Here is a 24,900-nt window from a genome sequence, read left to right as displayed (position 1 = left end):
GGTTTTGAAAATTTTCACATTTCGAATAAAAATAGGTGAAAATTTTAAAAAAATCTGATAAAATCATACTACCAAATTAGGGAGGTATTTTCATGACAAATGCATCAGAATATGTAAAAAAGATTCAAGAAGAAATTCATCAAAGGAATGGCCACGAACCAGAATTTTTACAAGCAATTGACGAATTTTTCCCAACAATTGTCCCTTTTTTAGAAAATCACCCTGAATACATCGATCATAATCTCTTAGCTTTAGTAACGGAACCAGAACGAGTGATTCAATTTCGGGTTCCCTGGCAAGATGATCAAGGAAATTGGCAAGTAAACCGCGGCTTTCGAATTCAATTTAATTCAGCGATGGGCCCGTATAAAGGCGGCTTACGTTTTCATCCGTCTGTAAACTTAAGTATATTAAAATTTTTAGCGTTTGAACAAATTTTCAAAAACAGTTTAACTGGTTTGCCAATTGGTGGCGGTAAAGGCGGAAGTGATTTTGATCCAAAAGGAAAATCAGATGCAGAAGTCATGCGTTTTTGTCAAAGTTTTATGACTGAATTAGCGAAACATATCGGTCCCAATACGGATATTCCAGCAGGGGATATTGGTGTTGGAAAACGCGAAATTGGTTATTTGTATGGTACATACAAACGTCTAAAACAATACGATGCTGGTGTTCTAACCGGAAAACCCGTTGAATTTTGGGGTAGTAAAGGTCGAACAGAAGCGACGGGCTATGGAGCCGTGTACTTTGTAAAACACTTACTGGCAGATTTAAATGAAGATTTCACTGATAAAGTGGCACTCGTTTCAGGAAGTGGGAATGTAGCAATCTACTGTATTGAAAAATTATATCAGTTGGGAGCAAAACCAGTCACTTGTTCGGATTCAAATGGTTTTATTTATGATGAAGCCGGAATTGATTTGGCTTTATTAAAAGAATTAAAAGAAGTTAAACGAGCACGTTTAACAGAATATGTTAAAGCGCGTCCGAACGCGAAATATTATGAAAATCAATCTGTTTGGGAAACCGACTTCAATGCGGAACTCGCTTTTCCTTGTGCGACTCAAAATGAGATTAATTTAGAGCAAGGCCAACGCCTGGTTAAAAATGGTGTGCGTATTGTTGCTGAAGGAGCGAACATGCCAAGTTCAGTGGAAGCAGCCGAGTATTTTGTTGAAAATAAAGTTTATTATTGTCCAGGAAAAGCAGCAAATGCTGGTGGAGTGGCGGTTTCTGCTTTAGAAATGAGTCAAAATTCACAACGTCTTCAGTGGGATAAAGAAGAAGTTGATGTTCAATTGGATAAAATTATGAAAAACATTTATGAAAATTGCCGTGATACTGCTCTTTTACACGATCAAAAAGATAATTTTATGCTCGGAGCAAACATTGCTGGTTTTGCTAGAGTGGCAGAAGCGATGGAAATTCAAGGGCTTGTATAATCAAGTTTGACTTGCTAAATCTCTTTAAAAAAAGTAAAGTATGATTGTAGTGTAAAATTTGATTTACTTAGGAGGATGAAAATGTCACACATTCAATTTGATTATTCCAAAGCGAGTTCGTTTATTCGTGATCACGAGCTTGCCTACATGCAAACCCAAGTGACGGCTGCGGATGCTGCATTACGTGGCAAAACAGGCCCAGGAAATGATTTTGTTGGTTGGATTGATTTACCAACAAACTATGACAAAGTAGAGTTTGACCGAATCAAAGCTGCTGCAAAGAAAATCCAATCTGATTCAGAAGTATTAGTTGTTATTGGGATTGGTGGTTCTTATTTAGGGGCACGTGCAGCAATTGAATTTTTACAACATTCATTTTACAACGCGTTACCAAAAGAAGCGCGTAAAACACCTCAAATTTTATTTGCAGGAAACTCAATTTCTTCAACTTATTTAGCAGACTTAATTGAATTAATCGGTGATCGAGATTTTTCTGTTAACGTTATTTCAAAATCTGGTACGACAACAGAGCCAGCGATTGCGTTTCGTGTGTTTAAAGAATTATTAATTAAAAAATACGGTCAAGAAGAAGCGAACAAGCGAATTTATGCAACAACCGATCGTGCCAAAGGTGCCGTTAAAGTTGAAGCAGATACTGAAAATTGGGAAACTTTTGTTATTCCAGATGATGTTGGTGGACGATTCACTGTTTTAACACCAGTTGGTTTACTACCAATTGCTGTTAGTGGTGCAGATATTGATGCATTAATGCAAGGAGCAAAAGATGCTCAAGTTGCTTACTCAGATGCAGACTTAACGAAAAACGAAGCATACCAATATGCAGCTTTGCGTAATGCTTTGTATCGTAAAGGAAAAGCCATTGAGATTTTAGTAAACTACGAGCCAGGGATGCAATATTTCTCTGAATGGTGGAAACAACTTTATGGTGAATCTGAAGGAAAAGATCAAAAAGGAATCTACCCATCTAGTGCAAACTTCTCAACCGATTTGCATTCTATTGGCCAAACGATTCAAGATGGTCAACGTAACATTTTTGAAACGGTTATTAAAGTCGAAAACCCACGTAAAACCGTTGCTATTCCAGTACAAGAATCTGACTTAGATGGTTTAGGTTATTTAGAAGGAAAAGACGTTGATTTTGTCAATACAAAAGCTTTTGAGGGGACTTTATTAGCGCATACAGACGGAAACGTACCGAATTTCTTATTGAAGATCCCAACAATGGACGCTTATACTTTAGGCTACATGGTTTACTTCTTTGAAATTGCGGTCGGGATTTCCGGTTACTTAAATGGTGTGAATCCATTTGACCAACCAGGGGTAGAAGACTACAAACGTAATATGTTTGCTTTATTAGGCAAACCTGGCTTTGAAGATTTAGCAAAAGAATTAAACGAACGTCTATAAGTTTATTTTAAGCAAGAATTCTAAAAAGAATTCTTGCTTTTTTCGGTGAGTAATTCGTTATTATAAACCGTTAATCGCGCGATTTGTTTAAATGACTCTGATTATTTGGAAAATAAAATGCCACCATAAAAAAATACTCACGGAAATAAAAGCCATACCGTGAGTATTTGAAGAAAAATTAAAATAAAAAATAAATTAAAATGACCGCTAGAATCGTTTGAAAAACACCAACAGAAGCACCATAAATTAAAAACTTTGAACCTTCTTGTAAGAAACGGCGTAGGTTTAAACGTAAACCAATGGCCGCTAATGCAGTCGTTTCAAACCAATTACTAATCCATTTTCCGCTAGAGACGATTTTATCAGGAAAAGGAAAGAAACTATTAATGATACAAACAATTAAAAAGCCTAGAACATACCAAGGCAATGGCGATTTTTTCTTTGTTGAAAGAGTGGTGCTTGTTGTAGCTGGCACCATTTGACTAAAAATAAAAACAATCAAGACTAAACACATAATTCGCATAATTTTGAAAAGCATAGCAAAAGCAACGACGTCCTCATTAAGTAAACTTGCTCCCGCAACAACTTGTCCGACCGATTGTAGTGTTCCACCAAGCAGGGCGCTTTTAGCAATCAAATGATCACCAAAAAGCGCTTGAGCAATAAAAGGCAAGGTTAGCATCATGACAGTCCCTTGTAAATTAACTAAAGTGATTATCTGTCCTTTTTCTTCTTCCTTTGCCCGAATGCTTGGTGCAATCGAGGCAATTGCTGAGGAACCACATACCGCATTACCACCAGCCATTAGGAGAGCGGTTGTTTGATTGAAGCCGATTTTTTGGCCGACTTTGTAGGTGAAATAAATCGTGGCCCCCATCATGCAGGCAATAAATAAAACACCTTGAATTCCAAGCGAAGCAATTGTTTGAAAAGTGACCGAAATTCCTAATAATACAACTGAAAACTCAAGTAGACGACTTTCAGCGAATTTAGTTCCTGTTTGTAAAAAATTCTGGGTAAAAAAAGTATTACCTAATAAAATACCTAATAAAATTGCTAACGTGGCTCCACCTAATTGTGGCAGATAAAGTGCAATTGCTTTTGCTAGCATTGCAACAAGAATGCTTAAAATCAAACCAGGGAAGACACGCCCACTTCTTTTTTGTAACAAAGAAAGACCCTCCAATCACTTACTTATTCATTCCATTATTTATTATCGCTTACCTTTACCAGAAAAACAATCTAGATTTAACCAATTCCGATTACAAAGTGCAAGAGTTTGTCGGCATAACTATGTTTTTGAGGATTCTCATTCATTTGATTGAGTAAATCCATCCGATCGGTAATAATCCCATCTACGCCGTAAAAAGCCATCCGTTCCATTGTGTCTAGTTGATTGGGCGTCCAAGCGATGACTTTTTTTCCTTCTTGATGGGCTACATTTATAAAATCTTTATTTAAGGTGCTGTATTCCATCGTAAGAAAATCGGCTTGGGTTTTTGGTGGGCCAATAAAGTTAAACGGCATAATATACCCAACAAAAAGTTCAGGACTACTTGTTTTTAACTCTTCAACGACGGAGTAGGAGAGGCTTTGAATCCAATGACCAGAATCTTTGATACGCTCTTCATAGTTTTTTAAAAACAATTGTGTGAGTTCTTGCGTATTTTTGCGTTGTGTTTTAATTTCAATTAAAAGTCTTTGCTGTTGGCTTTTTGCTTCTTCTAAATAGTCGTCAAAGGAAGTAACCGCAGCCGCATAGCCATTTTCTTGACTAGTTAAAGCCGTTCCTTCACGCAGAGTCATTTGTTCAGGGACACCGGACGTATTGGTTAAACTTTTATAATTAAAATCATGAAAAACGATGAATTCTTGATCAACCGTCATTTGGATGTCCATTTCAACATAATCAGGCTTAAATAACTGGCTCGTTTGTTTCAAGGCAGCAAGACTATTTTGCACCCCATTTTTGTTACTAACCCCTCGGTGCGAAAGCGTTTGGATGGTTTGATTAGAAACGTTTGTTAAATATTGATAATTATAGACAAGCACGCCGCTAATAACAAAGCTACTTAAGACGATCAAGTACCAAAAGTCCACACGGTTGCGTTGTTGTTTCTCTGGATAAGTGCGTAAAAAATGGGGCGAAATTTCAGGTAAAAGTTTCGCTTCATCCATTCGTTCAATCAGCAAAAAGAAAATTAAAATAGTCGATAAAACTAAGTTGACTAAAAAAATAAATTGAATCAAAAACATCGCAAAGACGGCACTTTGTAAAGCGTATTGGTTAAAATATTCTTCGATGAAGCGCTGCACGTTAAAAATAATTGAAAAGGTAATAGAAGACAAGGTTAGTAAACTCAAAGATAAAAAGCCAAAACGGCCGATTAATACGAATAGTTTCTTCTTTGTTAACAGTAGGCTTTCGCGAATCGCATTTTTAAGGGAGTAATTGAGTAAAATCATACCAGGAAGCGAAAAAATGAGACGAATACCAATGTAGATTAAACCAGCATAAATGAACAAATAAAAGCTAACAATCATTAAACGATTCACAAAAATAAAATCAATAAGAAAGGCAGGTAGTTTAATCTTGGTTAGTAAACTCAAGTGATAAGAAAAACCACCTAATGGTAAAACAAGTAAATAATAAAATAAGAAAAAGAGAAATACGTCAAATCGCAGCTTTTTCAGTTGCCAAAAGGTAATTTGAATTAATTGAAAAAGGGAAATCGGGACTTCTTTTTTGATAAAAAAAAGACTCAGAAGTAAAAAAGTAAATTCAAAGTATAAGACTGCTAAGAGAAAAATTAACATGCCAATTAAACTAAGCGTGACAAACGGATGGGAAGAGATTAAGCGTCCAATCGAATCAAAAGAAAGATAATCGATTTTACCAAATTTTAAAATAAATTTGGTGCCATTACTTAAAAGAGGAATGATTAAAAATAAAATGATTGCATGAATGACTAAGACGTCGCGAAAAGAAGCGGAAGTTCTTAACAAAAAAGCTTTTAGTTGGTGTAAGTTTGCTTTGATTGTAAACATGAATTCGCCCTCCTTTTATCACTAGCATATACAAAATACTAGAAAAAACCAACTTCTTTTTTATCATCAGAAGTTGGTTTTTAATGTTCGTAATGACAAGCTTGCAAAAAGAGGACTATAGGAAATGGCTGATAAAATTGCCGCCATATACCAAAAGCATACTGTAAGCAAGAATAGAAGCCGGTTTTGCCAGTAAAAGAATCCAAATAAATTTTTTTAAAGAAATCTTTGTTAAACCAGCCATTAAACAAAGGGTATCATCAGGAGCAATTGGCAAGAAAATGGCCCAAGCAAAGAGTTTATCGAATCGATTTTGATCGTCTAACCAACCAATGTATTTATTATAATTTTTTTCACTCACAAGACTCAAAATAAGCGGTTTGCCATATTGTCGCCCAAGTAAGAAGACAATAATCGAACCAAGGACAATTCCAATATAATTATAGAAGAAGCCTTGGACAGGTCCGAAGATCAGCACGCCCGCAGCTAAAGAAACACCACCTGGAATGATTGGGACAACAACTTGTAAAATTTGAATTAAAATAAAAACAAGTGGGCCTAAAATAGTGGCTTGACTTACTAAACTTTGTAACGCTTTTGGATCATTAAAAAATCCAAGTCGAAAGAAGTAAATAGCCAGAGCGATTGAAAACGCCATCCCAGTAATTGAAATTAAATTTATGATTTTTCTAGAAGTAGCAGTATTCATTATTTGGACTCCTTTAACAGTCATTTGATTCTATTATATAAGGAGTAAGAGGTGTTGTCATGGAACTTAAGACGGATTTATAAAAACTTATCTTTTCGTCGGCCAATGAATGAAAATTTTTTCAACTAAGCTCGTTATCATAAACCCGCCTGCAATGGCACCTGCTGTGACGATAACAACGGCAATATAATGAAAACCGGTGTTTGGCGAGCCTAAAACAAATTCTCGCACCGCTAAATAAGCCGGCCCACCCGGAACTAAAGGAACGAGACTAGGAACGATAAAGATGAGCATTGGGATTTTTTGTTTGCGAGAAAAGTAGATACTAAAGCAACCAATCATGACCGCTGCAATGAAATTGGCCAATCCTAAGCGAAAATGAAGCGCTTTGAGGCCGATGTAGACCATCCAGCCAATCGCTCCGGTAAAGCCACTTGCTAGTAAAGATCGTCTAGGAACGTTCGTAATGACGCCAAAGGTAACCGTGCTGATAAAGCTAAAAAGAAAATGAATAAACATCATAATATGCCTCCTAATAAAATTAAAGCCGTTGCAATGCCAACGCCAATTGCAGAGGCGACAATAATTGCTTCTGTTCCACGAACTAATCCGCTAATTAAGTGACCAGCTAAAATGTCGCGAAAAGAAGTCGTTATTGCTACACCTGGTACTAAAGGCATAACCGATCCAATAATTAAGTTGTCAACGGAATAAGCAAAGCCAAAATGTACCGCTAAAACAGCTGCTATACCGATTCCCAGTGCAGCGATAAAACAATCTAAGAAGAGAACTTTTAGGTAATCGTGAGCAAAATCTTTTAAAAAGTACCCGATTATTCCGATTAGAAAAGTTGCCAGGAAGTCTTCCCAAGTGCCACCAAAGATATACATCAAAGTGCAACTAACGACGCCCGCGCTAAGTAATTGTAGCGGCTTAGAAAAGACAGGTACCTCTTGTTCAATTTTTCTTAGCCCAGCATATAGTTGCGGTAAATCGATTTTATGAAAGGCGAAATCCCTTGATAATTGATTGACGGCCACGATTTTTTCTAAGTTGATGGAGCGCTCACCGACATTTTCAATTTGAGTATGTTGGGTCTGCCTAAAGCTCAAAAAAATTCCAGTAACTGTTACGTAGCTGACACTATCTTCCCGTCCTGCACTTTTAGCAATGCGGTTCATCGTGTCCTCCACTCGATAAACCTCTGAACCACTTTCCATCATGATTTTCCCGGCTAGCAAACAAGTTGAAGTTAATAAATGATTAGAATCCATAACAAAAAAGCCCCTTTCATTCCTAGGTGATTTATATAAATTTCTCGTTATTCTTTGTCTTTTTGAAGCGAAAGATAAATAGAGTTTACCTTTTTGTACCAAGAGCTACAAGGGTTTTTTATCGAATTATTTTAATTAACGATAAGAAAGTAATAAAACGGTTAAAATACTTTTAATTTTATAGAATTTAGGTTAAAATAACATTAGTAGATAAATCTCAAATGGGAGGGTATCACAATGAGAAAAAAAGTTTATACAAAAGATTATATTTTGAAATCGGCCTATGAGCTTGTGGAAAAAGAAGGTTTTAGCAATTTTACTGCAAGGAATGTTGCAAAGAAAATGGGTGTTTCAACACAACCAATTTACTTAGAATTCGAGAGCATGCAAGATTTAAAAAACACCTTGATTGAAATGATTTTTGAAGAATTAAAACAAAAGGTTTTTTTAGAAGAACACACTGGGAATAAATTAGTCGACATTTGTATAAATTATATTGATTTTTCTCAAAAAAATCCTAAGTTATTTATCTCGTTGTTTGTTGATGAAAATGGCGGCGGTAAAATGATGTACGATGCGTCACATGCTTACTTCAATAAAATTATTAAACAAGATGAGCAATATGCGCAAATGTCAGACGACTATCTGCAAGCGCTTCATGATGGGACTTGGATTACGATTACAGGGATGGCCTCTCTTATGGCCTCAGGGATTATGCAACCGAGTCGCCAACAAATTATTGAGGTCATTCAACACACAATTGATTCAATTATGACCTTAAAAAACAATAACCGTTTATAAAATAATCCCCGCGACTTTAAATCAGTATTTACTGAACTGAAGTCGTGGGGTTTTTTTGTTATAAGAGAGCATCATTTTTTTAGGTACTTGTCCGCTTTTAATGTACTGAAAGATTAGGTGAGCGAACACAAGTTTACAAAGCCAAATGTTGCTCGAGGTATTCAGCTAGGCCGTCTTCATCATTTGTTTTTTCAGTAATGTCATTGGCCACACTTTTAAGTTGATCTGTTCCGTTTTTCATCGCAACACCCCAACCAGCATAAGATAATAATTCTAAATCATTGTGTTCATCGCCAAATGCAATGATATTTTTGGGTTTGATTTTAAACGATTCTGCGACAACTTCAAGCGCCATGGCTTTTTGTACCCCTTTAGGTACGATTTCTAAGATTGCATTTGGTCCACCCCAAGTTCGTACGTCGATTTCGTTTTCAAATTGGTTCATCAAAGTTGTAGAAACCTTAGAAACAAATTCATGTTTGGTTTTAATTAATAAAGAAGTGGGGTTGGTTTTTAAATTGTTGAAAAGGTTCGCTTCTGTCGCTTTATCAGCAGCAAAAAAAGAACTTTCAAAATCCTCAAGGCGATTAATATAAAAGGTATCTCGGCTTTCAGCAGCGACAAAATCAAGATTCAAATTTTCTTTTTGAGCCAAGATTTCAAAAGCGATTTCTTTTTGAATAAAATGTTCTTTTTCAAAAGGCCATTTTTGATAAGGTTTATGTACAAGCCCGCCATTAAAGTTAATCATCGGCGTATCAAGGGCTAATTCTTGATAATATTGTGCGCTCATTCGAAACGGGCGTCCTGTTGCGATACTTACGTGGTGGCCAGCGGCGGATGCTTTTTTTAAGACATCAATGGTTCGAGGACTAATTTTAGAATGGCGATTTAAAGTGGTTCCGTCTAAGTCGATGGCAATTAATTTTTTTGTCATAAGCTCTCCAATCAGTCAATTATTTATCTGAAAATTACTTGAAAATATAAATTTCAAGTACAGTTTATCATATCAAGTAAAATTAACAAAGAAAACTGGTACGGATTGTGAATCAATCGATCGCAAAACACGAACAATAGATAAAAATAATTAAGAAATATTCATAAAAATATTGAATAGTAGTAGAATAACGCTTATAATCCTTAGTTGTTCAAGTAGAAAAATGCTTATTTTTTTCTTAAAAATAATGAACAGGAGTGGGAAATTAAATGGAAAAGTTTTTCAAATTAAAGGAAAACAATACAAAAGTTTCAACAGAAGTGATAGCAGGGGTCACAACGTTTTTCGCGATGAGTTATATTTTATTTGTTAACCCGTCAATTTTATCGGCTTCAGGGATGCCTTTTCAAGCTGTCTTTCTAGCAACAATCATTGCTTCAGTTATTGGAACATTGATTATGGGGTTATTTGCCAACGTTCCTTATGCACAAGCGCCTGGTATGGGGCTAAATGCGTTCTTTACTTTTACCGTTGTTTTTGGTCTAGGCTATACTTGGCAACAAGCATTAGCAATGGTTTTTATTTGTGGACTAATTAATATTTTTATCACAGTGACAAAGATTCGTAAGTTGATCATTAAAGCCATTCCGGAATCAATGCAACATGCAATTGGTGGCGGGATTGGGATTTTTGTTGCTTACGTTGGGATTAAAAATGCAAACTTGTTAAGTTTTTCAGCAAGTGGCGCTGATATTACTAGCTCAGTAGTTGAAGATGGTGTTGCAACAAACGTTACAATCAACGGGGGCATTGTTCCATCTCTAGTTAATTTTAATAACTCGGCCGTTCTTTTATCAATTATTGGGATTGTTTTAATGACTGTTTTGGTTGTTATGAATGTTCGTGGCGCAATTTTAATCGGTATTGTAGGTACGACCATCATCGGTATTTTTATGAATGTGGTGGACGTTAGTACAATTGATTGGCATGCGAATTCACTCGGTAGCTCAATTAAAGAATTGAAAGTTACTTTTGGTGCTGCATTTGGACCAGAAGGGATGCAATCACTTTTTGCAGACTCTTCAAAAATTCCTCAAGTAATTATGACGATTATTGCTTTTAGTTTATCTGACACTTTTGATACAATTGGTACTTTTATTGGTACAGGTCGCCGGACAGGTATTTTTTCAGTAGAAGACGAAGCGGCTTTAGAAGATAGTAAAGGATTTACAACGAAAATGGACCGCGCTTTGTTCGCAGACGCGGTAGCAACTTCAATTGGCGCAGTTTTTGGAACATCAAATACAACAACTTTTGTTGAATCAGCGGCAGGAATTGGTGCTGGTGGACGGACAGGTTTAACTTCTGTTGTAGTAGCTGGGATGTTCTTGTTAAGTAGTTTCTTCTCACCAATCATCTCAGTTGTCCCTGCTCAGGCGACCGCGCCCGCTTTAATTTTAGTTGGTGTGATGATGATGGCGTCATTTAAAGACATCAACTGGACAGATTTAGAAGACGCGGTACCAGCCTTTTTCGCTTCAATCTTTATGGGCTTATGCTACAGTATTTCATACGGGATTGCTGCTGGTTTTATCTTCTTTGCGATTGTGAAAGTAGTAAAAGGAAAAGCAAAAGAAGTTTCGCCAATTTTATGGGTAGTAAATATTTTATTTATTTTGAACTTTATTATTTTAGCGAAGTTAGGATAGATAGCATCAAGCGAAGATTGGTCTAGTTTTTTCTAGGCCAGTCTTTTTTTGCCTAAAAAACAATTTATCAATCCGTCTTAAAAAAAGCTTTATTTCTATTTGAAAAATCTAAAAAATCAGCTATAGTGAAAGGGAAAGAAGGTTTTGATGTGAAGATAAATTGGAAGCGGAATTTATACATTTCCTGGATAGGATGCTTTTTCACAGGAGCTAGTTTTAGTTTAGTGATGCCTTTTATACCATTGTACATTGAAGAGCTAGGGACACCAAAAGGACAAGTGAATTTTTTTGCGGGGTTATCCATTTCAATTACCGCTCTTGCTGCTGCGCTTGTCGCACCAGTCTGGGGGAATCTAGCGGATCGTAAAGGGCGACGATTAATGATGATTCGAGCAGCTGCTGGAATGACGGTTACAATGGGGGCGTTAGCTTTTGTACCAAATGTCTATTGGTTACTCGTGATGCGCTTTTTTACGGGAGTACTATCTGGCTACATTCCTAATGCAACGGCGTTAATTGCTTACCAAGCTCCAAAAGAAAAAAGTGGCTGGGCATTAGGGACGCTTGCGACTGGAGCGATTGCTGGGAACTTGATTGGGCCTTTAATGGGTGGTTTATTAGCAGAAACATTAGGGATGCAAAATGTTTTTATTGTTACAGGTATTATTTTATTCATTACATTATTGTTAACAATCTTTTTGGTGAAAGAAAACTTTGAACCAGTCGAAAAAGGGGAGATGCTCCCGATGAAAGTCGTTTTAGGTAAAGTAAAACGTACGCCCGTTTTATATGGTTTGTTTTTAACGTCATTGATTCTTCAAATTGGCATTACAAGTATTAGTCCGATTTTAACACTATACATTCGTGAGCTAAGCCATAATGTAGCGAATATATTATTTGTTAGTGGTTTAATCGTGTCAATTGCGGGGGTCTCGGCCATTATTTCTTCGCCTTTTTTAGGTCGTTTAGGCGATAAAATTGGCAACCATAAAATTTTATTACTTGGTTTAATTTTTTCGTTTTTCTGTTTCATTCCAATGGGCTTTGTCAAAACGCCTTTTCAATTAGGTTTGTTACGTTTTCTATTAGGGTTTTCAACGGGTGCGTTGATGCCTTCGATTAACACGCTTATTAGTAAATTATCACCACCAGAAGGAGTCAGCCGGATTTTTAGTTACAATCAAATGTTTAACAATTTTGGACAAGTCATGGGGCCAATGGTTGGCTCAAGTATTGCCCAAGGCTTTGGCTATGCAGCAGTCTTTTTTGTAACCAGTAGTTTTGTTTTTTTAAATATTTGTATTTCACTTTTTAATTTTCGTCATGATTTAAAGAGCAATACAATTCGATAAGAAAAAGACAAGCCTCAACAATAAAGTGAGGCTTGTCTTTTAAATCAGGGCGTTTAAACCTTTTGTTCTTTTGGTGTTGCAACATGACCTAGTACAATAATGAGTAGGCCTACAATTAAAGAAAAAATGGTTGTCAATGCAAAATCATAAGTCTGGCCACTCAAGGAGCTGCCTAAGTAACCAACCACTTGACCGAGTGCAAATGCCCAGAAAATTGTCATAATATAGCGCAATTCGACACCTTCTTTCTAAAGTGATATAAAATCAAAGCAAGTGCATTTTAACATAAAACCTGGGAAGTTAAAAGAAAATTAATCGAAATACCATTTCCAATTCAATTGGATGAAGGACAATAATGATCTTTTACACTAAAAAATAAAACAAGAAATAAAGTGAGGAGGGGGAAAATGTCAACGCCACAATTAACAACGATTACCGCTTATTCATTATTACAAAGCACCATCAAGCTGCCTGACTATGTAAAAACAGCAAAAGAGCAAGGGTATCGCCAACTAGGCATCACTGATATTGATAACCTTCATGGCATGTTGGCATTTGTTGAGGTATGCGAAAAAGAAGGCGTTAAACCAATCATTGGTTTAACGGTGCACTATACAACCGAACAAAATAAGCTTGCGTCGCTGTATGTATACGCGAAAAATAACCAAGGGCTAAGTCAATTGATAAAAATTTCAAGTCATAAAAAAATTTATGGGCAGATAACATTGCAAGAGATTACGACGACTGAAAATTTAGTGATACTACTGCCGCAGGAAAATGAGTTGAGTGGTTATTTAAAACAAAATGAAATCGACGCTAGCGAAAACGCCACACGATTTGTCGATCTGTTACAAGAAAAATTTGGGAAAGAAAACTTATACTACGGTGTCCCTTACCAAGAAGTCTTACCTGTTCAACTTATTTCGTTTTATCGTTTGCATGGTATTGCTCCGCTTGCTTATCATGAGATTCGCGCATTAAAAAAAGAAGATAGTTTTGCGGTACAAGTTGCCAACCACATAAAAGAAGGAACAAAAATTCAAGATTTACGTAGTGAAATATATGAATTCCAACCAAAAAATTACTTTGTTTCAAAAGATAGCTTTGAAAAATGGTACGAAGAAGCCAACGAAACGCTCGCTTTAAACAATGCGGTAAAATTAGCATCAAATTGTAATATTCAACTGCAATTAAATCAAAAGCTTTTGCCACAATTTCCATTACCTAAAAATACCAACCCTCCGCTTTATTTGAAACAATTATGTTATGGTGAATTAGCAAAGCGCGTTGTTAAGCCTGGAGCAGAATACTACGAACGGTTAGATTATGAGTTGGCGGTTATTCATAAAATGGGCTTTGATGATTACTTTTTAATTATCTGGGATTTAATGCGATTTGCTCATGAACAAGGAATTGTAACAGGAGCAGGTCGTGGTTCGGCAGCGGGTTCTTTAGTTGCTTATACTTTGTCAATTACAGAAGTGGATCCGATTGAACACCAATTGCTTTTTGAACGTTTTTTAAATCCAGAAAGACAAACAATGCCCGATATTGACTTAGATTTTCCGGATTATCGTCGTGAAGAAATGCTTCAGTATGTAAAGGATAAATATGGACAAGAACACGTTGCACAAATTGCTACTTTTGGAACGATGGCCGCAAAAATGGTTTTAAGAGATGTTAGCCGCGTGTTTGGCTTATCTCAAAGTGAAGCCAATCGTTGGTCGGCTGCAATTCCTAAAGAGTTAGGCGTCACGTTAGACCAAGCTTATCAAAAATCAAAAAACCTACAAGCGTTAGTGAATACCAATGAACGTTTTCAAAAAATTTTCCGAGTGGCTCAAACGTTAGAGGGGCTGCCGCGGCATGTTTCTACCCATGCCGCAGGGGTTGTTATTTCTGATCAAAACTTACTTGACTTGGTTCCGCTACAAGCAGGTGCAGGTGCATTATGGTTGACGCAATATACAATGAACGATGTTGAAAAAATTGGTTTATTAAAAATGGATTTTTTAGGACTGAAAAATTTAAGCATCATTGATTATGCATTAAAATCAATTAAAAAGTTACAAAAAGAAACATTCCGATTGAATCAAATTTCTTTAAACGATCCTAAAACACTTCAATTATTTCAAACAGGAGAAACAACGGGCATCTTTCAATTTGAGTCACCTGGTATTCGCAAAGTCTTAAAAAAATTACAACCAGAAAATATTGAGGACATTGTTGCCGTAAACGCGTTGTATCGGCCAGGTCCGATGGAGAACATTGATTCTTTTGTAAAACGTAAAAAAGGCCTAGAGCCAATTACTTATCCAGATCATCGTTTGATTTCGATTTTGAAAAATACATACGGCATTATTGTTTATCAAGAACAAATTATGCAAGTCGCTGCTGTCATGGCGGGTTATCGTTTAGGCCAAGCAGATATTTTGCGTCGAGCAATTAGTAAGAAAAAAGCGAGTTTGATCGATGAAGAGCGAATCCATTTTGTTGAAGGGGCAAAAAAGCAAGGTTTTACACGCGAAAAAGCCGAAGAAGTGTACCAATATATTGAAAAATTTGCCAACTATGGCTTTAACCGTTCTCATGCCTTTGCTTATTCCGTTATCGCTTTTCAGATGGCCTATTTAAAAACGCATTTTCCAGGACCGTTTTACGCGGCACTTCTACAGGTGACGCAAAATCAGCCCGAAAAAATTAAAGAATATATTTTTGAAGCGAAAAAAGCTCAAATCCAAATTTTACCGCCTTCGATTAATGCGAGTAGCTATGGTTATCGTTTAACGAGTTTAACGCAACTCCGCTTTGGTTTAGGTAGTATTAAAGGATTACGTCGTGACTTTATTCAAGAGATTATTCGGGAAAGGAATGCGAGTGGTCCCTATCTTTCTTTTGAACAATTTTTATACCGTTTAAATGCCAATCATGCCAAATGGTTAAAAGAAGAATTGATTCAACCGTTAATTTTAGTTGGTGCTTTTGATGAATTAACTCCAAATCGTAATCAGTTATTGACCCAACTAAGTGATAAAATTCAAAATATCCTTTATAGTGGTGGTAGTATGGAACTGTTATCGATGCTCGAATTGAAGGAAAGAGTCGTTGCTGAATTTTCTTTAGCCGAACGTTTAGCTTATGAAGAAACGTACTTAGGTTTTTATCTTTCAGGCCATCCGAATAATCAGTATAAAAAAATCTATCAAAAAAAACAAATAGTACCACTAAACGAACTTTACGAAGAACAAAAAGTAAATATCTTACTTTACGCAAGGGAGATTCGCGAACTTCGCACAAAAAGAGGCGAGCGAATGGCAATCATCGAAGGAAACGATGAGACCGACTCAATTCGCGTGACGGTTTTCCCTGAGCTCTACCGTGAAATTCGTAAGAAGCTAGAAGAAAGTCAAGTTTACTTAATTGAAGGGAAAGTTCAAAGAAGTAATTATAACGGACAGCTACAAGTCATTGCCTATCAAATTCACCTAGCAACAGAAATAGAGGCCCAACTAGCGAGGAAAAGATATTATATAAAAATTACAGAAGAAAAAAATAATGAAACCAATATTGCAGCTTTTCAAAAAATCAGAAAAAAATATCCAGGAGAAGCTTCCATTCTATTATTTTATGCAGAAACGGGTAAAAAAGTATTGATAGACTCACCAAAAGGTTTGGCAGAAAATCAAGAAACAGTCGCAGAGTTGCTTGCGATTTTTGGCGAAGGAAACATCGTGTTGCAGTAAAGAATAAAAAAAGTTTCAATTAATATTAGAGAAACGCTTTCAGTAAATTTACATTCGCTTTCAAGTTTTTTGGTTTTTTTTACGATAACTCAAGACTTTTTAATAATAAAATGTTAAAATGCTAGTTGTGGGTAAAAATAAGAACAACTACCAACTAAATATTTAAATTTTGATGAGGTGAAAAACAGTATGAAACGCATTGGTATTTTAACCAGTGGTGGGGATGCTCCAGGTATGAATGCAGCAATCCGCGCGGTTACCCGTAAAGCAATCTTTAACGGGATGGAAGTATTTGGAATTAACTATGGTTTTGCTGGTTTAGTTGCAGGAGATATCCGTCGTTTAGAAATCGCTGATGTTGGTGATAAGATCCAACGTGGTGGAACATTCCTTTACTCGGCACGTTATCCAGAATTTGCGACAGAAGAAGGTCAATTAAAAGGTATCGAACAATTAAAAAAATTCGGTATTGAAGGCTTAGTAGTGATTGGTGGAGATGGCTCTTACCATGGTGCACTTGCTTTAACAAAACACGGCTTCCCAGCTGTTGGCGTTCCTGGGACAATTGATAACGACATTCCTGGAACAGAGTTTACAATCGGGTTTGATACAGCGATTAATACCGTTTTGGATTCAATGGACCGTATCCGTGACACCGCAACATCTCACGTACGTACTTTTATTATTGAAGTAATGGGTAGAGATGCAGGCGACATTGCTTTATGGGCAGGCGTTGCTGGTGGCGCAGACGAAATCATTATTCCAGAACATGATTTTGATATGAAAAAAGTAGCAACAAGAATTCAAGAAGGCCGAGACCGCGGTAAAAAACACTGCTTGATTGTTCTAGCAGAAGGCGTAATGGGCGGGAATGAATTTGCTGAAAAACTTTCAAAACATGGTGATTTCCATGCACGTGTTTCAATTTTAGGTCATATCGTTCGTGGCGGTTCACCAACTGCACGTGACCGCGTATTAGCAAGTAAATTTGGTGGCTTTGCGGTCGATTTATTAAGAGAAGGTAAAGGTGGACTTTGTGTTGGTATGATGGACAACAAAGTGATTGCATCAGATATTGTTGATACTTTAGAAAACGGCAAGCACAAACCAGATCTATCTCTTTATGATTTAAACCAAGAATTATCGTTTTAATTGTATCATTAAAGAATTAAACGGCTTTATGCTATTTAAAATAAACGAATAGGGGTAAGTTTTTCATGAAAAAAACAAAAATTGTTAGTACATTAGGACCAGCAAGTAACTCAGTTGAAATTATTTCTCAATTAATCGAGGCAGGAGCAAACGTTTTTCGTTTTAACTTCTCACATGGTGACCACGAAGAGCAATTAGCACGTATGAACTTAGTTCGTGACGCGGTAAAAGCAACGGGTAAAAGCGTGGGTATCTTATTAGATACAAAAGGTGCAGAGATTCGTACAACAGTACAAGGGACTGAAAACGGTAAAATCGAATTTTCAATCGGTGATGTTGTTCGTATTTCAATGGATGATCAATTAGAAGGTTCAAAAGAAAAAATTGCTGTGACTTATCCAGGTTTATTTGAAGATGCTCATGTAGGTGGACACATCTTATTTGATGATGGTCTTATCGATATGGAAATCGTTGAAAAAGACGAAGCGAATCGTGAATTAGTAACAAAAGTATTAAATGCAGGTGTTTTAGGTTCTCGTAAAGGCGTAAATGCTCCAGGAATCTCAATCAGCTTGCCAGGAATTACGGAAAAAGACGCAGCTGATATTCGTTTTGGTTTAGCAAACGATATTGACTTTATCGCAGCAAGTTTTGTTCGTAAAGCACAAGACGTTTTAGAAATTCGTGAAATTTTAGAAGAAACAAACATGAATCATGTTCAAATTATTTCTAAAATTGAATCTCAAGAAGGTATTGACAACATTGATGAAATCATTAAAGTTTCTGATGGTATCATGGTTGCTCGTGGTGACTTAGGAGTTGAGATTCCAGCAGAAGTTGTTCCAATGGTTCAAAAAGACATCATTAAAAAATGTAATGCAGCTGGTAAAGCAGTTATTACGGCAACACAAATGCTAGAATCAATGCAACAAAACCCACGTCCAACACGTGCAGAAGCTTCAGACGTTGCCAATGCAATCTTTGATGGTACAGATGCAACCATGCTTTCAGGTGAGTCTGCAAACGGATCTTACCCAGTAGAAGCAGTTGCAACAATGGCTCGTATTGACCAAGAAGCTGAAAAAACAATGTTAAAATTAGGTACTTACCAAATCAATCAATTTGATAAATCAGATGTAACTGAAACAATTGGTTTAGCAGTTGCTCGTGCGGCGAAGAACTTAGGCGTTAAATGTATCGTTGCTGCAACTGAATCTGGATACACAGCTAAAATGATTTCTAAATACCGTCCGGATGCAGATATCTTAGCAGTTACTTTTGATGAGCGTATTAAACGTGGTTTGTCACTTAACTGGGGAGTTTATCCGACTGTTGCGGAAAAACCAACAACAACAGATGAAATGTTTGACTTAGCTTCTAAAAAAGCAGTTGAACTAGGCTTTGCTTCAGAAGGTGACTTAATCTTAATTACTGCGGGTGTTCCAGTTGGCGAACGCGGTACAACAAACGTAATGAAAATTCAATTAATCGGTTCTCGTTTAATCGAAGCGCAAGGCGTTGGTGGCCGTTCAGTCGTAGCGAATGCTGTTGTTGCAAACAGTGCAGAAGAAGCAATTGCAAAAGCAAAAGAAGGTATGGTATTAGTTGTACCAACAACAGATAAAGATTATATGCCAGCAATTGAAAAAGCAGCTGCTTTAGTTGTTGAAGATGGCGGCTTAACTTCTCATGCGGCAGTTGTTGGTATTGCAAAAGATTTACCAGTTGTTGTCGGTGCGAAAGACGCAACATCAATTATTAAAGATGGTGAATTGATTACAGTGGACCCTCGTCGTGGAATTATCTACCGTGGAGAAGCAACTGCAATCTAGTAATTCTTTAAAAAGACTAGGGCTGGTCAGCAATTGTCCAGCTCTGTTTTTTTCAAATTTAACTGTCAAGAAAATTTCATTGACAAAGAAAACGAAGCCCTGTATAATAGCTTTTGTTGCTTAGAGGTGATAATATGAAATGGTCGTTATTAGAGCTTAGAAGATACCAAGAACAACCGCTAACGTTTCAGACAACACTTGATTTAAAAGACGAATTAAAAGCAAGAGATAAAGAGATAATTGATTTAGCACCTGTTGAAGTAAAAGGCATTGTTTCGGTGAATCCAACCGAATATATTTTACATTACACACTTTCAACAGTAATGACATTACCTTCAACGCGTTCTCTAGAGCCCGTTGCTTTACCGATTATATTTACCGTCGATGAAGTGTTTATGACACCAGAGCAATTTCAGCATAAAGACGAACGAATGAAAGAAGAAGAGATTTTACTACTAGAAACTCAAACGCTCGATTTAAGTGAATCAGTTGCTGATAACCTATTACTTGAGATTCCGTTACAAGTACTCACGGAAGAAGAAAAACGCGCAACGACTCTTCCTAAAGGAGAGAACTGGGCTGTTTTATCTGAAGAAGAGTATTTAGAAATGAAAGAATCACAAGCAGAGTCCCAAGTGGATCCTCGTCTTGCGAAATTATCAAGTTTGTTTGAAAACTCAGACGAAGATAATCGCTAAGATTGGAATATATCGCAGCCATTTCGGTTGTTTTCATTTACAAGGAGGTGTAGCAAATGGCAGTACCAGCTAGAAAGACATCAAAAGCAAAAAAAGCAAAACGTCGTACACACTACAAGTTATCAATTAACGGTGTAAGTGAATGTTCAAACTGTGGTGAAATGAAAAAAAGCCACCATGTATGTTCGAACTGCGGTCATTATGACGGTAAAAACGTATCTACTAAAGAAGCTTAATAACTTTTTTTCGGAAAAAGTTATTTTAAACCTTAGGCTAACCATGGAGCCTAAGGTTTATTTTTTATGAAATGATAGAGATAAAAAATAAATTCATCAGATTTTAATAGTTTTGTTTAATTTGCACTTGTTTTAAGCTATAATAACAAATAGTAAGAAAAATCCAATCATTGATTAGGGGGAAAATAAATGACGAAACAACAAATCGGTGTTGTAGGGATGGCAGTAATGGGGAAAAACTTAGCGCTTAACATTGAGAGCCGAGGATATTCCGTTGCGTTATATAACCGTACAGGATCAAAAACACAAGAAGTTCTTGATGAGAACCCTGATAAGAACTTATTTGGGACTTATTCAGTAGAAGAGTTTGTAGCCGCGATTGAAAAACCTCGTAGAATTGTGATGATGGTCCAAGCTGGTCGCGGAACCGATGCGACAATCCAGGCGCTTCTTCCTCACTTAGATAAAGGGGATATCTTAATTGATGGTGGGAATACTTTTTTCCAAGATACAATCCGTAGAAGTGAAGAGTTAGCCGACTCTGGTATCAACTTTATAGGTACAGGTGTCTCTGGTGGAGAAGAAGGTGCATTAAAAGGACCTTCCATTATGCCAGGTGGACAAAAAGAAGCCTATGAATTAGTGGCACCAATTCTAGAACAAATTTCAGCCAAAGCCGAAGATGGGACTCCTTGTGTAACATATATCGGACCTGATGGAGCGGGTCATTACGTTAAGATGGTGCATAATGGAATTGAATATGGTGACATGCAGTTGATTGCGGAGTCTTATGACTTAATGCAAAATATTTTAGGCCTTTCGGTTGATGAAATGGCAGAAATTTTTAATGAATGGAACCAAGGCGAGTTAGATAGCTTCTTGATTGAAATTACGGCCGATATCTTAACTCGTAAAGATGATTTAGATACAGGATTGCCAGTGGTTGATGTCATTTTAGATGCGGCTGGAAATAAAGGCACCGGTAAATGGACAAGCCAAAGCGCGTTAGATTTAGGTGTGCCACTGCCCCTAATCACGGAGTCTGTTTTTGCTCGTTACATCTCAGCTTATAAAGAAGAACGTGTCATTGCTAGTGAAGTATTACAAGGCCCGGCAAAATTTGAATATACTGGCGATACAAAAGAATTAGTTGAAAAAATTCGTCAAGCTTTATATTTTAGTAAAATTATGAGTTATGCACAAGGCTTTGCACAACTTCGCTCGGCTTCAAAAGAATATAATTGGAATTTGCCATTTGGTGAAATAGCAAAAATTTGGCGTGCAGGTTGCATTATCCGCGCACAATTTTTACAAAAAATTACCGATGCTTATGACAATGACGAAGATTTAGCAAACTTACTACTTGACGATTACTTTAAAGAAATAACTGAAAAATACCAACAATCTGTTCGTGAAGTTGTTTCGTTAGCCGTTCAAGCGGGTGTTCCAGTACCAACATTTGCATCTGCTATTGCTTACTTTGATTCTTATCGCGCAAAACGTTTGCCAGCAAACTTAATACAAGCACAACGCGATTACTTTGGTGCACATACTTATGAACGCGTTGATCGTGAAGGTATTTTCCACTATTCATGGTATGATGAAAAATAATATTTGTTAAACCTTAAAAAGAGAGGCGTATTTCCATTGATTGGTATACGAATCTCTTTTTAATTTTGTGCTTACATGGTAAAATCAAAGAGGCATGAAAGACCGTTTTATATAATTTAATAAAGGATGGGTTTGAATGGGGAAAATATTAATTATTGAAGATGAGAAAAACCTAGCTCGTTTTGTCGAGTTAGAATTAAAACATGAAGGGTATTTAACGGAAGTTCATTATAATGGACGCACAGGTTTAGATGCTGCCTTAAGTAAAGATTGGGATGCGATTTTACTAGACTTGATGTTACCAGAATTAAATGGGTTAGAAGTTTGTCGCCGTATCCGCCAAACAAAAAATACACCAATTATTATGATGACGGCTAGAGATTCAGTTATCGATCGTGTTTCAGGTCTAGATCATGGGGCCGACGATTATATTGTAAAGCCATTTGCGATTGAAGAACTTTTAGCTAGATTGCGAGCGCTACTTCGTCGTATTGATATTGAAGGTGATAAAAATATTGTCAAACAAACAACGGTGACATATCGTGATTTAACAATTGAAAAAGAAAATCGTGTGGTTCGTCGTGGTTCAGAAATGATTGAACTAACCAAACGAGAATATGAACTATTATTAACTTTAATGGAAAATGTCAATGTCGTACTTGCTCGAGACGTCTTATTAAATAAAGTTTGGGGTTATGAAACAGAAGTTGAGACAAACGTTGTCGATGTGTACATTCGTTACTTACGAAATAAAATTGATGTAGCAGGAGAAGAAAGTTATATTCAGACAGTTCGCGGGACCGGTTATGTGATGCGCTCATGAGCCCATTGAAACAAAATATAAAAGAATTAAAAAGGCCTTCTTTAACTATAAAGTGGGCTTTTGCCAGTTTTTTCTTTATCTTTGTTGTTTTTACGATTTTCGCAGTAATTACCTATAAGTCTTCGGTAAATTTGTATGTAGCAAAAGAGCGACGAACGATTGAGCAAGCTACCTATGAAGTGACCTCTCGGCTTGCAAATCAAAATCAACCGCTCAATTTTAGATCTGCCTATCGTTCGATTATAAAGAGTGAAGACTCGAATATCGTTAATATGGATGGGATGTTTGTCGATGTGGATCCGTTTATTTCAAAGGTTGGCCATCCAGATTTTAATTTATTTGTTTATAATCCATATGAAGAACTTGTTTTCTCAACGAATAAAACAAAAACACCTCTTTTTCAAAGCGAGCCAAAACAAGCGACAATTGAAATGATTGATGGGAGAGAAGGTTTTTTGTTAGTTCAACCGATTTATTCAAAAGAAACGCGTGAGTTGATTGGTTATGTTCAAACCTTCTATGAATTAACGACCTATTATGCAATTAAAAATCGTTTAATTTCTATTTTAATTATTCTTGAAGGGGTTTCTTTAGTTTTAAGCAGCATCTTAGGTTATTTGTTATCTGCCTACTACTTAAGACCATTAAAACTTTTAAGTGATACAATGGAAAAGATTAGGCGAAATCCACAAGCTGATATTTATATGCCAGAACTAGATACAAATGATGAATTAGCTGATTTAGCCGAGATATTTAACGAAATGCTTGACCGAATGCGCTCGTATACCGAACTTCAAGAACGGTTTGTTGAAGATGTTTCTCATGAATTGAGAACACCAGTTGCTGTAATTGAAGGTCACTTGAAATTATTAAACCGGTGGGGGAAAGATGATCCTGAAGTTTTAGAGGAATCTCTTTCTGCTAGTATACAAGAAATTAAAAGAATGAAAACATTAGTTCAAGAAATGTTAGATTTATCGCGTGCAGAGCAAGTGAACGTTCATTATAGTAACGAACGAACCAACGCTAAAGAAGTTGTTAATCAAGTCGTTAATAATTTCCGAATGATTTATCCCGAATTTGTTTTTACGTTGGATGATGATTTATACTCTGAAAAAGTTTTGAAAATTTATCGCAATCACTTTGAGCAATTGCTAATCATTTTAATGGATAATGCAGTAAAATATTCAACGAATCGTAAAGAGGTTCATGTTTCTATCTCGAGTAATTTAAAAAAAATAGAAATTGCCATACAAGATTTTGGTGAGGGAATCCCGCCTGAAGATGTGGATAAAATTTTCAATCGATTTTATCGTGTCGATAAAGCACGTGCGCGAACAAAAGGTGGCAATGGGCTAGGGCTTTCAATTGCACAAAAACTAATTGATAGCTATAAAGGAAGTATTTTTGTGGAAAGCAGTTTAGGGAAAGGGACGATTTTCCGTTTCTTCATTCCGATTGTTGGAGAAGAAGAAAAATAGAATGACGAACATTTATATTGATTGAAAGTGAAAAAAGCTTTTTTGTTTGATTTAATCGAACGAACCGAGGTGGGTGAAGTATTAATATTCACTTCGGTTTAATTTTTTTAAAATAATTAGAATAATGGTTGATTTTTATATTAATAATTGTTATATTAAGTATTGTTCTTGAGTGACTATATTGATAATTTTATTTATAAAATAAAATAAAAAAAGTAGTTGACGAGGATGGTTAATGATGATAATATAACGAAGTCGGACTTTTAAGAAGTGAAAACATTGTTGAAACATTAATGTTTTTAATATAATAAAGGTGTTGACAGATAACATTAAATTTGTTATTATAACAGAGTTGTTGTTAGCAGAGAGTGTTCTTTAAGAACCATTCGAAAAAAACTTTTAAAAAAAGGTGTTGACTTTCGCGGGTTAACCTGATATGATATAAAAGTTGCTAACGCAATGATGTAGACCTTTGAAAACTGAACAAAGCAAGCAAACGAACCAAATGTGTAGGACTTCTATTTTAATCTAGAAGCAAACATACAAAGCAAGCAAAAATGCTAGCAACGTTAATTTATGAGCTTAACAACTGCAAAGTTGTTTCAAATTTTTTATGAGAGTTTG

The 24,900-nt window shown here is 36.3% G+C and carries 20 protein-coding genes; 13 read left to right on the top strand and 7 right to left on the bottom strand.

Going from position 1 to position 24,900, the window contains the following annotated elements; genetic code table 11:
- The first annotated feature begins 92 nt into the window (after positions 1-92).
- Together gdhA and JOD14_RS10520 are read left to right on the top strand one after the other, a co-directional pair.
- Positions 93-1,442, top strand: coding sequence for an NADP-specific glutamate dehydrogenase (gene gdhA, locus JOD14_RS10525; protein WP_204654749.1), 1,350 nt, complete (start codon positions 93-95; stop codon positions 1,440-1,442).
- A gap of 81 nt (positions 1,443-1,523) precedes the next feature.
- Positions 1,524-2,870, top strand: a complete 1,347-nt coding sequence (locus JOD14_RS10520; protein WP_204654748.1) for a glucose-6-phosphate isomerase — start codon at positions 1,524-1,526, stop codon at positions 2,868-2,870.
- Positions 2,871-3,048: 178 nt separating this feature from the next.
- On the opposite strand, the gene JOD14_RS10515 is transcribed toward JOD14_RS10520, so the two are convergent.
- From JOD14_RS10515 to JOD14_RS10495, 5 genes are all read right to left on the bottom strand, one after another.
- On the bottom strand, positions 3,049-4,041 hold the full coding sequence (locus tag JOD14_RS10515) for a YeiH family protein (RefSeq protein ID WP_275581411.1): 993 nt from the start codon (positions 4,039-4,041) through the stop codon (positions 3,049-3,051).
- 77 nt (positions 4,042-4,118) lie between these two features.
- Positions 4,119-5,918 carry a glycerophosphodiester phosphodiesterase gene (locus JOD14_RS10510; RefSeq protein ID WP_204654747.1) on the bottom strand — a complete coding sequence of 600 codons (1,800 nt, stop codon included), beginning with the start codon at positions 5,916-5,918 and terminating at the stop codon, positions 4,119-4,121.
- Between the two features lie 115 nt (positions 5,919-6,033).
- Positions 6,034-6,627, bottom strand: coding sequence for a TVP38/TMEM64 family protein (locus JOD14_RS10505; RefSeq protein WP_204654746.1), 594 nt, complete (start codon positions 6,625-6,627; stop codon positions 6,034-6,036).
- An 87-nt stretch (positions 6,628-6,714) separates the two neighbouring features.
- Positions 6,715-7,152 (bottom strand): threonine/serine exporter family protein, encoded by a 438-nt coding sequence (locus JOD14_RS10500; RefSeq protein WP_204654754.1) that lies wholly within the window; start codon positions 7,150-7,152, stop codon positions 6,715-6,717.
- Positions 7,146-7,901, bottom strand: a complete 756-nt coding sequence (locus JOD14_RS10495) for a threonine/serine exporter family protein (protein WP_204654745.1) — start codon at positions 7,899-7,901, stop codon at positions 7,146-7,148. The genes JOD14_RS10500 and JOD14_RS10495 overlap by 7 nt, the downstream gene beginning before the upstream one ends.
- Before the next feature lie 237 nt (positions 7,902-8,138).
- Here JOD14_RS10495 and JOD14_RS10490 point away from each other — a divergent pair, with 237 nt between their 5' ends.
- On the top strand, positions 8,139-8,702 hold the full coding sequence (locus tag JOD14_RS10490; RefSeq protein ID WP_204654744.1) for a TetR/AcrR family transcriptional regulator: 564 nt from the start codon (positions 8,139-8,141) through the stop codon (positions 8,700-8,702).
- Positions 8,703-8,835: 133 nt separating this feature from the next.
- Here JOD14_RS10490 and JOD14_RS10485 read toward each other — a convergent pair whose 3' ends face one another.
- The gene (locus JOD14_RS10485; protein WP_204654743.1) at positions 8,836-9,639 is read right to left on the bottom strand and encodes a Cof-type HAD-IIB family hydrolase; all 804 of its coding nucleotides are present in this window, start codon (positions 9,637-9,639) and stop codon (positions 8,836-8,838) included.
- A gap of 269 nt (positions 9,640-9,908) precedes the next feature.
- On the opposite strand from JOD14_RS10485, the gene JOD14_RS10480 reads away from it, so the two are divergent.
- Both JOD14_RS10480 and JOD14_RS10475 read left to right on the top strand, forming a co-directional pair.
- The gene (locus JOD14_RS10480) at positions 9,909-11,348 is read left to right on the top strand and encodes an NCS2 family permease (RefSeq protein ID WP_204654742.1); all 1,440 of its coding nucleotides are present in this window, start codon (positions 9,909-9,911) and stop codon (positions 11,346-11,348) included.
- A gap of 149 nt (positions 11,349-11,497) precedes the next feature.
- A complete protein-coding gene (locus JOD14_RS10475) occupies positions 11,498-12,700 on the top strand; it encodes an MFS transporter (protein WP_204654741.1) in 1,203 nt (400 codons plus the stop codon).
- Between the two features lie 53 nt (positions 12,701-12,753).
- On the opposite strand, the gene JOD14_RS10470 is transcribed toward JOD14_RS10475, so the two are convergent.
- Entirely contained in the window at positions 12,754-12,933 is a 180-nt protein-coding gene (locus JOD14_RS10470; protein WP_204654740.1) for a YjzD family protein, read from the bottom strand.
- A 174-nt stretch (positions 12,934-13,107) separates the two neighbouring features.
- Between JOD14_RS10470 and dnaE the strand changes: the two genes are divergently transcribed.
- The 8 genes from dnaE (at position 13,108) to JOD14_RS10430 (ending at position 24,276) form a co-directional block, all read left to right on the top strand.
- The gene (dnaE, locus tag JOD14_RS10465) at positions 13,108-16,443 is read left to right on the top strand and encodes a DNA polymerase III subunit alpha (protein ID WP_204654739.1); all 3,336 of its coding nucleotides are present in this window, start codon (positions 13,108-13,110) and stop codon (positions 16,441-16,443) included.
- A 189-nt stretch (positions 16,444-16,632) separates the two neighbouring features.
- Positions 16,633-17,595 (top strand): 6-phosphofructokinase, encoded by a 963-nt coding sequence (gene pfkA / locus JOD14_RS10460; protein WP_204654738.1) that lies wholly within the window; start codon positions 16,633-16,635, stop codon positions 17,593-17,595.
- 65 nt (positions 17,596-17,660) lie between these two features.
- Positions 17,661-19,427 carry a pyruvate kinase gene (pyk, locus tag JOD14_RS10455; protein WP_204654737.1) on the top strand — a complete coding sequence of 589 codons (1,767 nt, stop codon included), beginning with the start codon at positions 17,661-17,663 and terminating at the stop codon, positions 19,425-19,427.
- A 134-nt stretch (positions 19,428-19,561) separates the two neighbouring features.
- Positions 19,562-20,125, top strand: a complete 564-nt coding sequence (locus tag JOD14_RS10450; protein WP_204654736.1) for a YceD family protein — start codon at positions 19,562-19,564, stop codon at positions 20,123-20,125.
- Positions 20,126-20,181: 56 nt separating this feature from the next.
- On the top strand, positions 20,182-20,361 hold the full coding sequence (rpmF, locus tag JOD14_RS10445) for a 50S ribosomal protein L32 (protein ID WP_204654735.1): 180 nt from the start codon (positions 20,182-20,184) through the stop codon (positions 20,359-20,361).
- Positions 20,362-20,550: 189 nt separating this feature from the next.
- Positions 20,551-21,972, top strand: a complete 1,422-nt coding sequence (gene gndA, locus JOD14_RS10440; protein WP_204654734.1) for an NADP-dependent phosphogluconate dehydrogenase — start codon at positions 20,551-20,553, stop codon at positions 21,970-21,972.
- Positions 21,973-22,108: 136 nt separating this feature from the next.
- A complete protein-coding gene (locus JOD14_RS10435) occupies positions 22,109-22,795 on the top strand; it encodes a response regulator transcription factor (protein WP_204654733.1) in 687 nt (228 codons plus the stop codon).
- Positions 22,792-24,276: a HAMP domain-containing sensor histidine kinase gene (locus tag JOD14_RS10430; protein WP_204654732.1), complete on the top strand. Its 1,485-nt coding sequence runs from the start codon at positions 22,792-22,794 to the stop codon at positions 24,274-24,276. The genes JOD14_RS10435 and JOD14_RS10430 overlap by 4 nt, the downstream gene beginning before the upstream one ends.
- Positions 24,277-24,900 lie beyond the last annotated feature (624 nt).

Origin of the sequence: Enterococcus lemanii, from assembly GCF_016909125.1 — a bacterium.
GTDB classification, from domain to species: Bacteria; Bacillota; Bacilli; order Lactobacillales; family Enterococcaceae; genus Enterococcus_I; species Enterococcus_I lemanii.
The sequence above is the reverse complement of the archived record's forward strand: the minus strand, read 5'-3'. Positions and strand labels throughout refer to the sequence as shown.

Excerpts from the sequence above, each read along its gene's own strand:
- gdhA (WP_204654749.1), top strand. The coding sequence starts at position 93 with ATGACAAATGCATCAGAATATGTAAAAAAGATTCAAGAAGAAATTCAT.
- JOD14_RS10520 (WP_204654748.1), top strand. The coding sequence starts at position 1,524 with ATGTCACACATTCAATTTGATTATTCCAAAGCGAGTTCGTTTATTCGT.
- JOD14_RS10510 (WP_204654747.1), bottom strand. The coding sequence starts at position 5,918 with ATGTTTACAATCAAAGCAAACTTACACCAACTAAAAGCTTTTTTGTTA.
- JOD14_RS10505 (WP_204654746.1), bottom strand. The coding sequence starts at position 6,627 with ATGAATACTGCTACTTCTAGAAAAATCATAAATTTAATTTCAATTACT.
- JOD14_RS10495 (WP_204654745.1), bottom strand. The coding sequence starts at position 7,901 with ATGGATTCTAATCATTTATTAACTTCAACTTGTTTGCTAGCCGGGAAA.
- JOD14_RS10490 (WP_204654744.1), top strand. The coding sequence starts at position 8,139 with ATGAGAAAAAAAGTTTATACAAAAGATTATATTTTGAAATCGGCCTAT.
- JOD14_RS10485 (WP_204654743.1), bottom strand. The coding sequence starts at position 9,639 with ATGACAAAAAAATTAATTGCCATCGACTTAGACGGAACCACTTTAAAT.
- JOD14_RS10480 (WP_204654742.1), top strand. The coding sequence starts at position 9,909 with ATGGAAAAGTTTTTCAAATTAAAGGAAAACAATACAAAAGTTTCAACA.
- dnaE (WP_204654739.1), top strand. The coding sequence starts at position 13,108 with ATGTCAACGCCACAATTAACAACGATTACCGCTTATTCATTATTACAA.
- pfkA (WP_204654738.1), top strand. The coding sequence starts at position 16,633 with ATGAAACGCATTGGTATTTTAACCAGTGGTGGGGATGCTCCAGGTATG.
- pyk (WP_204654737.1), top strand. The coding sequence starts at position 17,661 with ATGAAAAAAACAAAAATTGTTAGTACATTAGGACCAGCAAGTAACTCA.
- JOD14_RS10450 (WP_204654736.1), top strand. The coding sequence starts at position 19,562 with ATGAAATGGTCGTTATTAGAGCTTAGAAGATACCAAGAACAACCGCTA.
- rpmF (WP_204654735.1), top strand. The coding sequence starts at position 20,182 with ATGGCAGTACCAGCTAGAAAGACATCAAAAGCAAAAAAAGCAAAACGT.
- gndA (WP_204654734.1), top strand. The coding sequence starts at position 20,551 with ATGACGAAACAACAAATCGGTGTTGTAGGGATGGCAGTAATGGGGAAA.
- JOD14_RS10435 (WP_204654733.1), top strand. The coding sequence starts at position 22,109 with ATGGGGAAAATATTAATTATTGAAGATGAGAAAAACCTAGCTCGTTTT.
- JOD14_RS10430 (WP_204654732.1), top strand. The coding sequence starts at position 22,792 with ATGAGCCCATTGAAACAAAATATAAAAGAATTAAAAAGGCCTTCTTTA.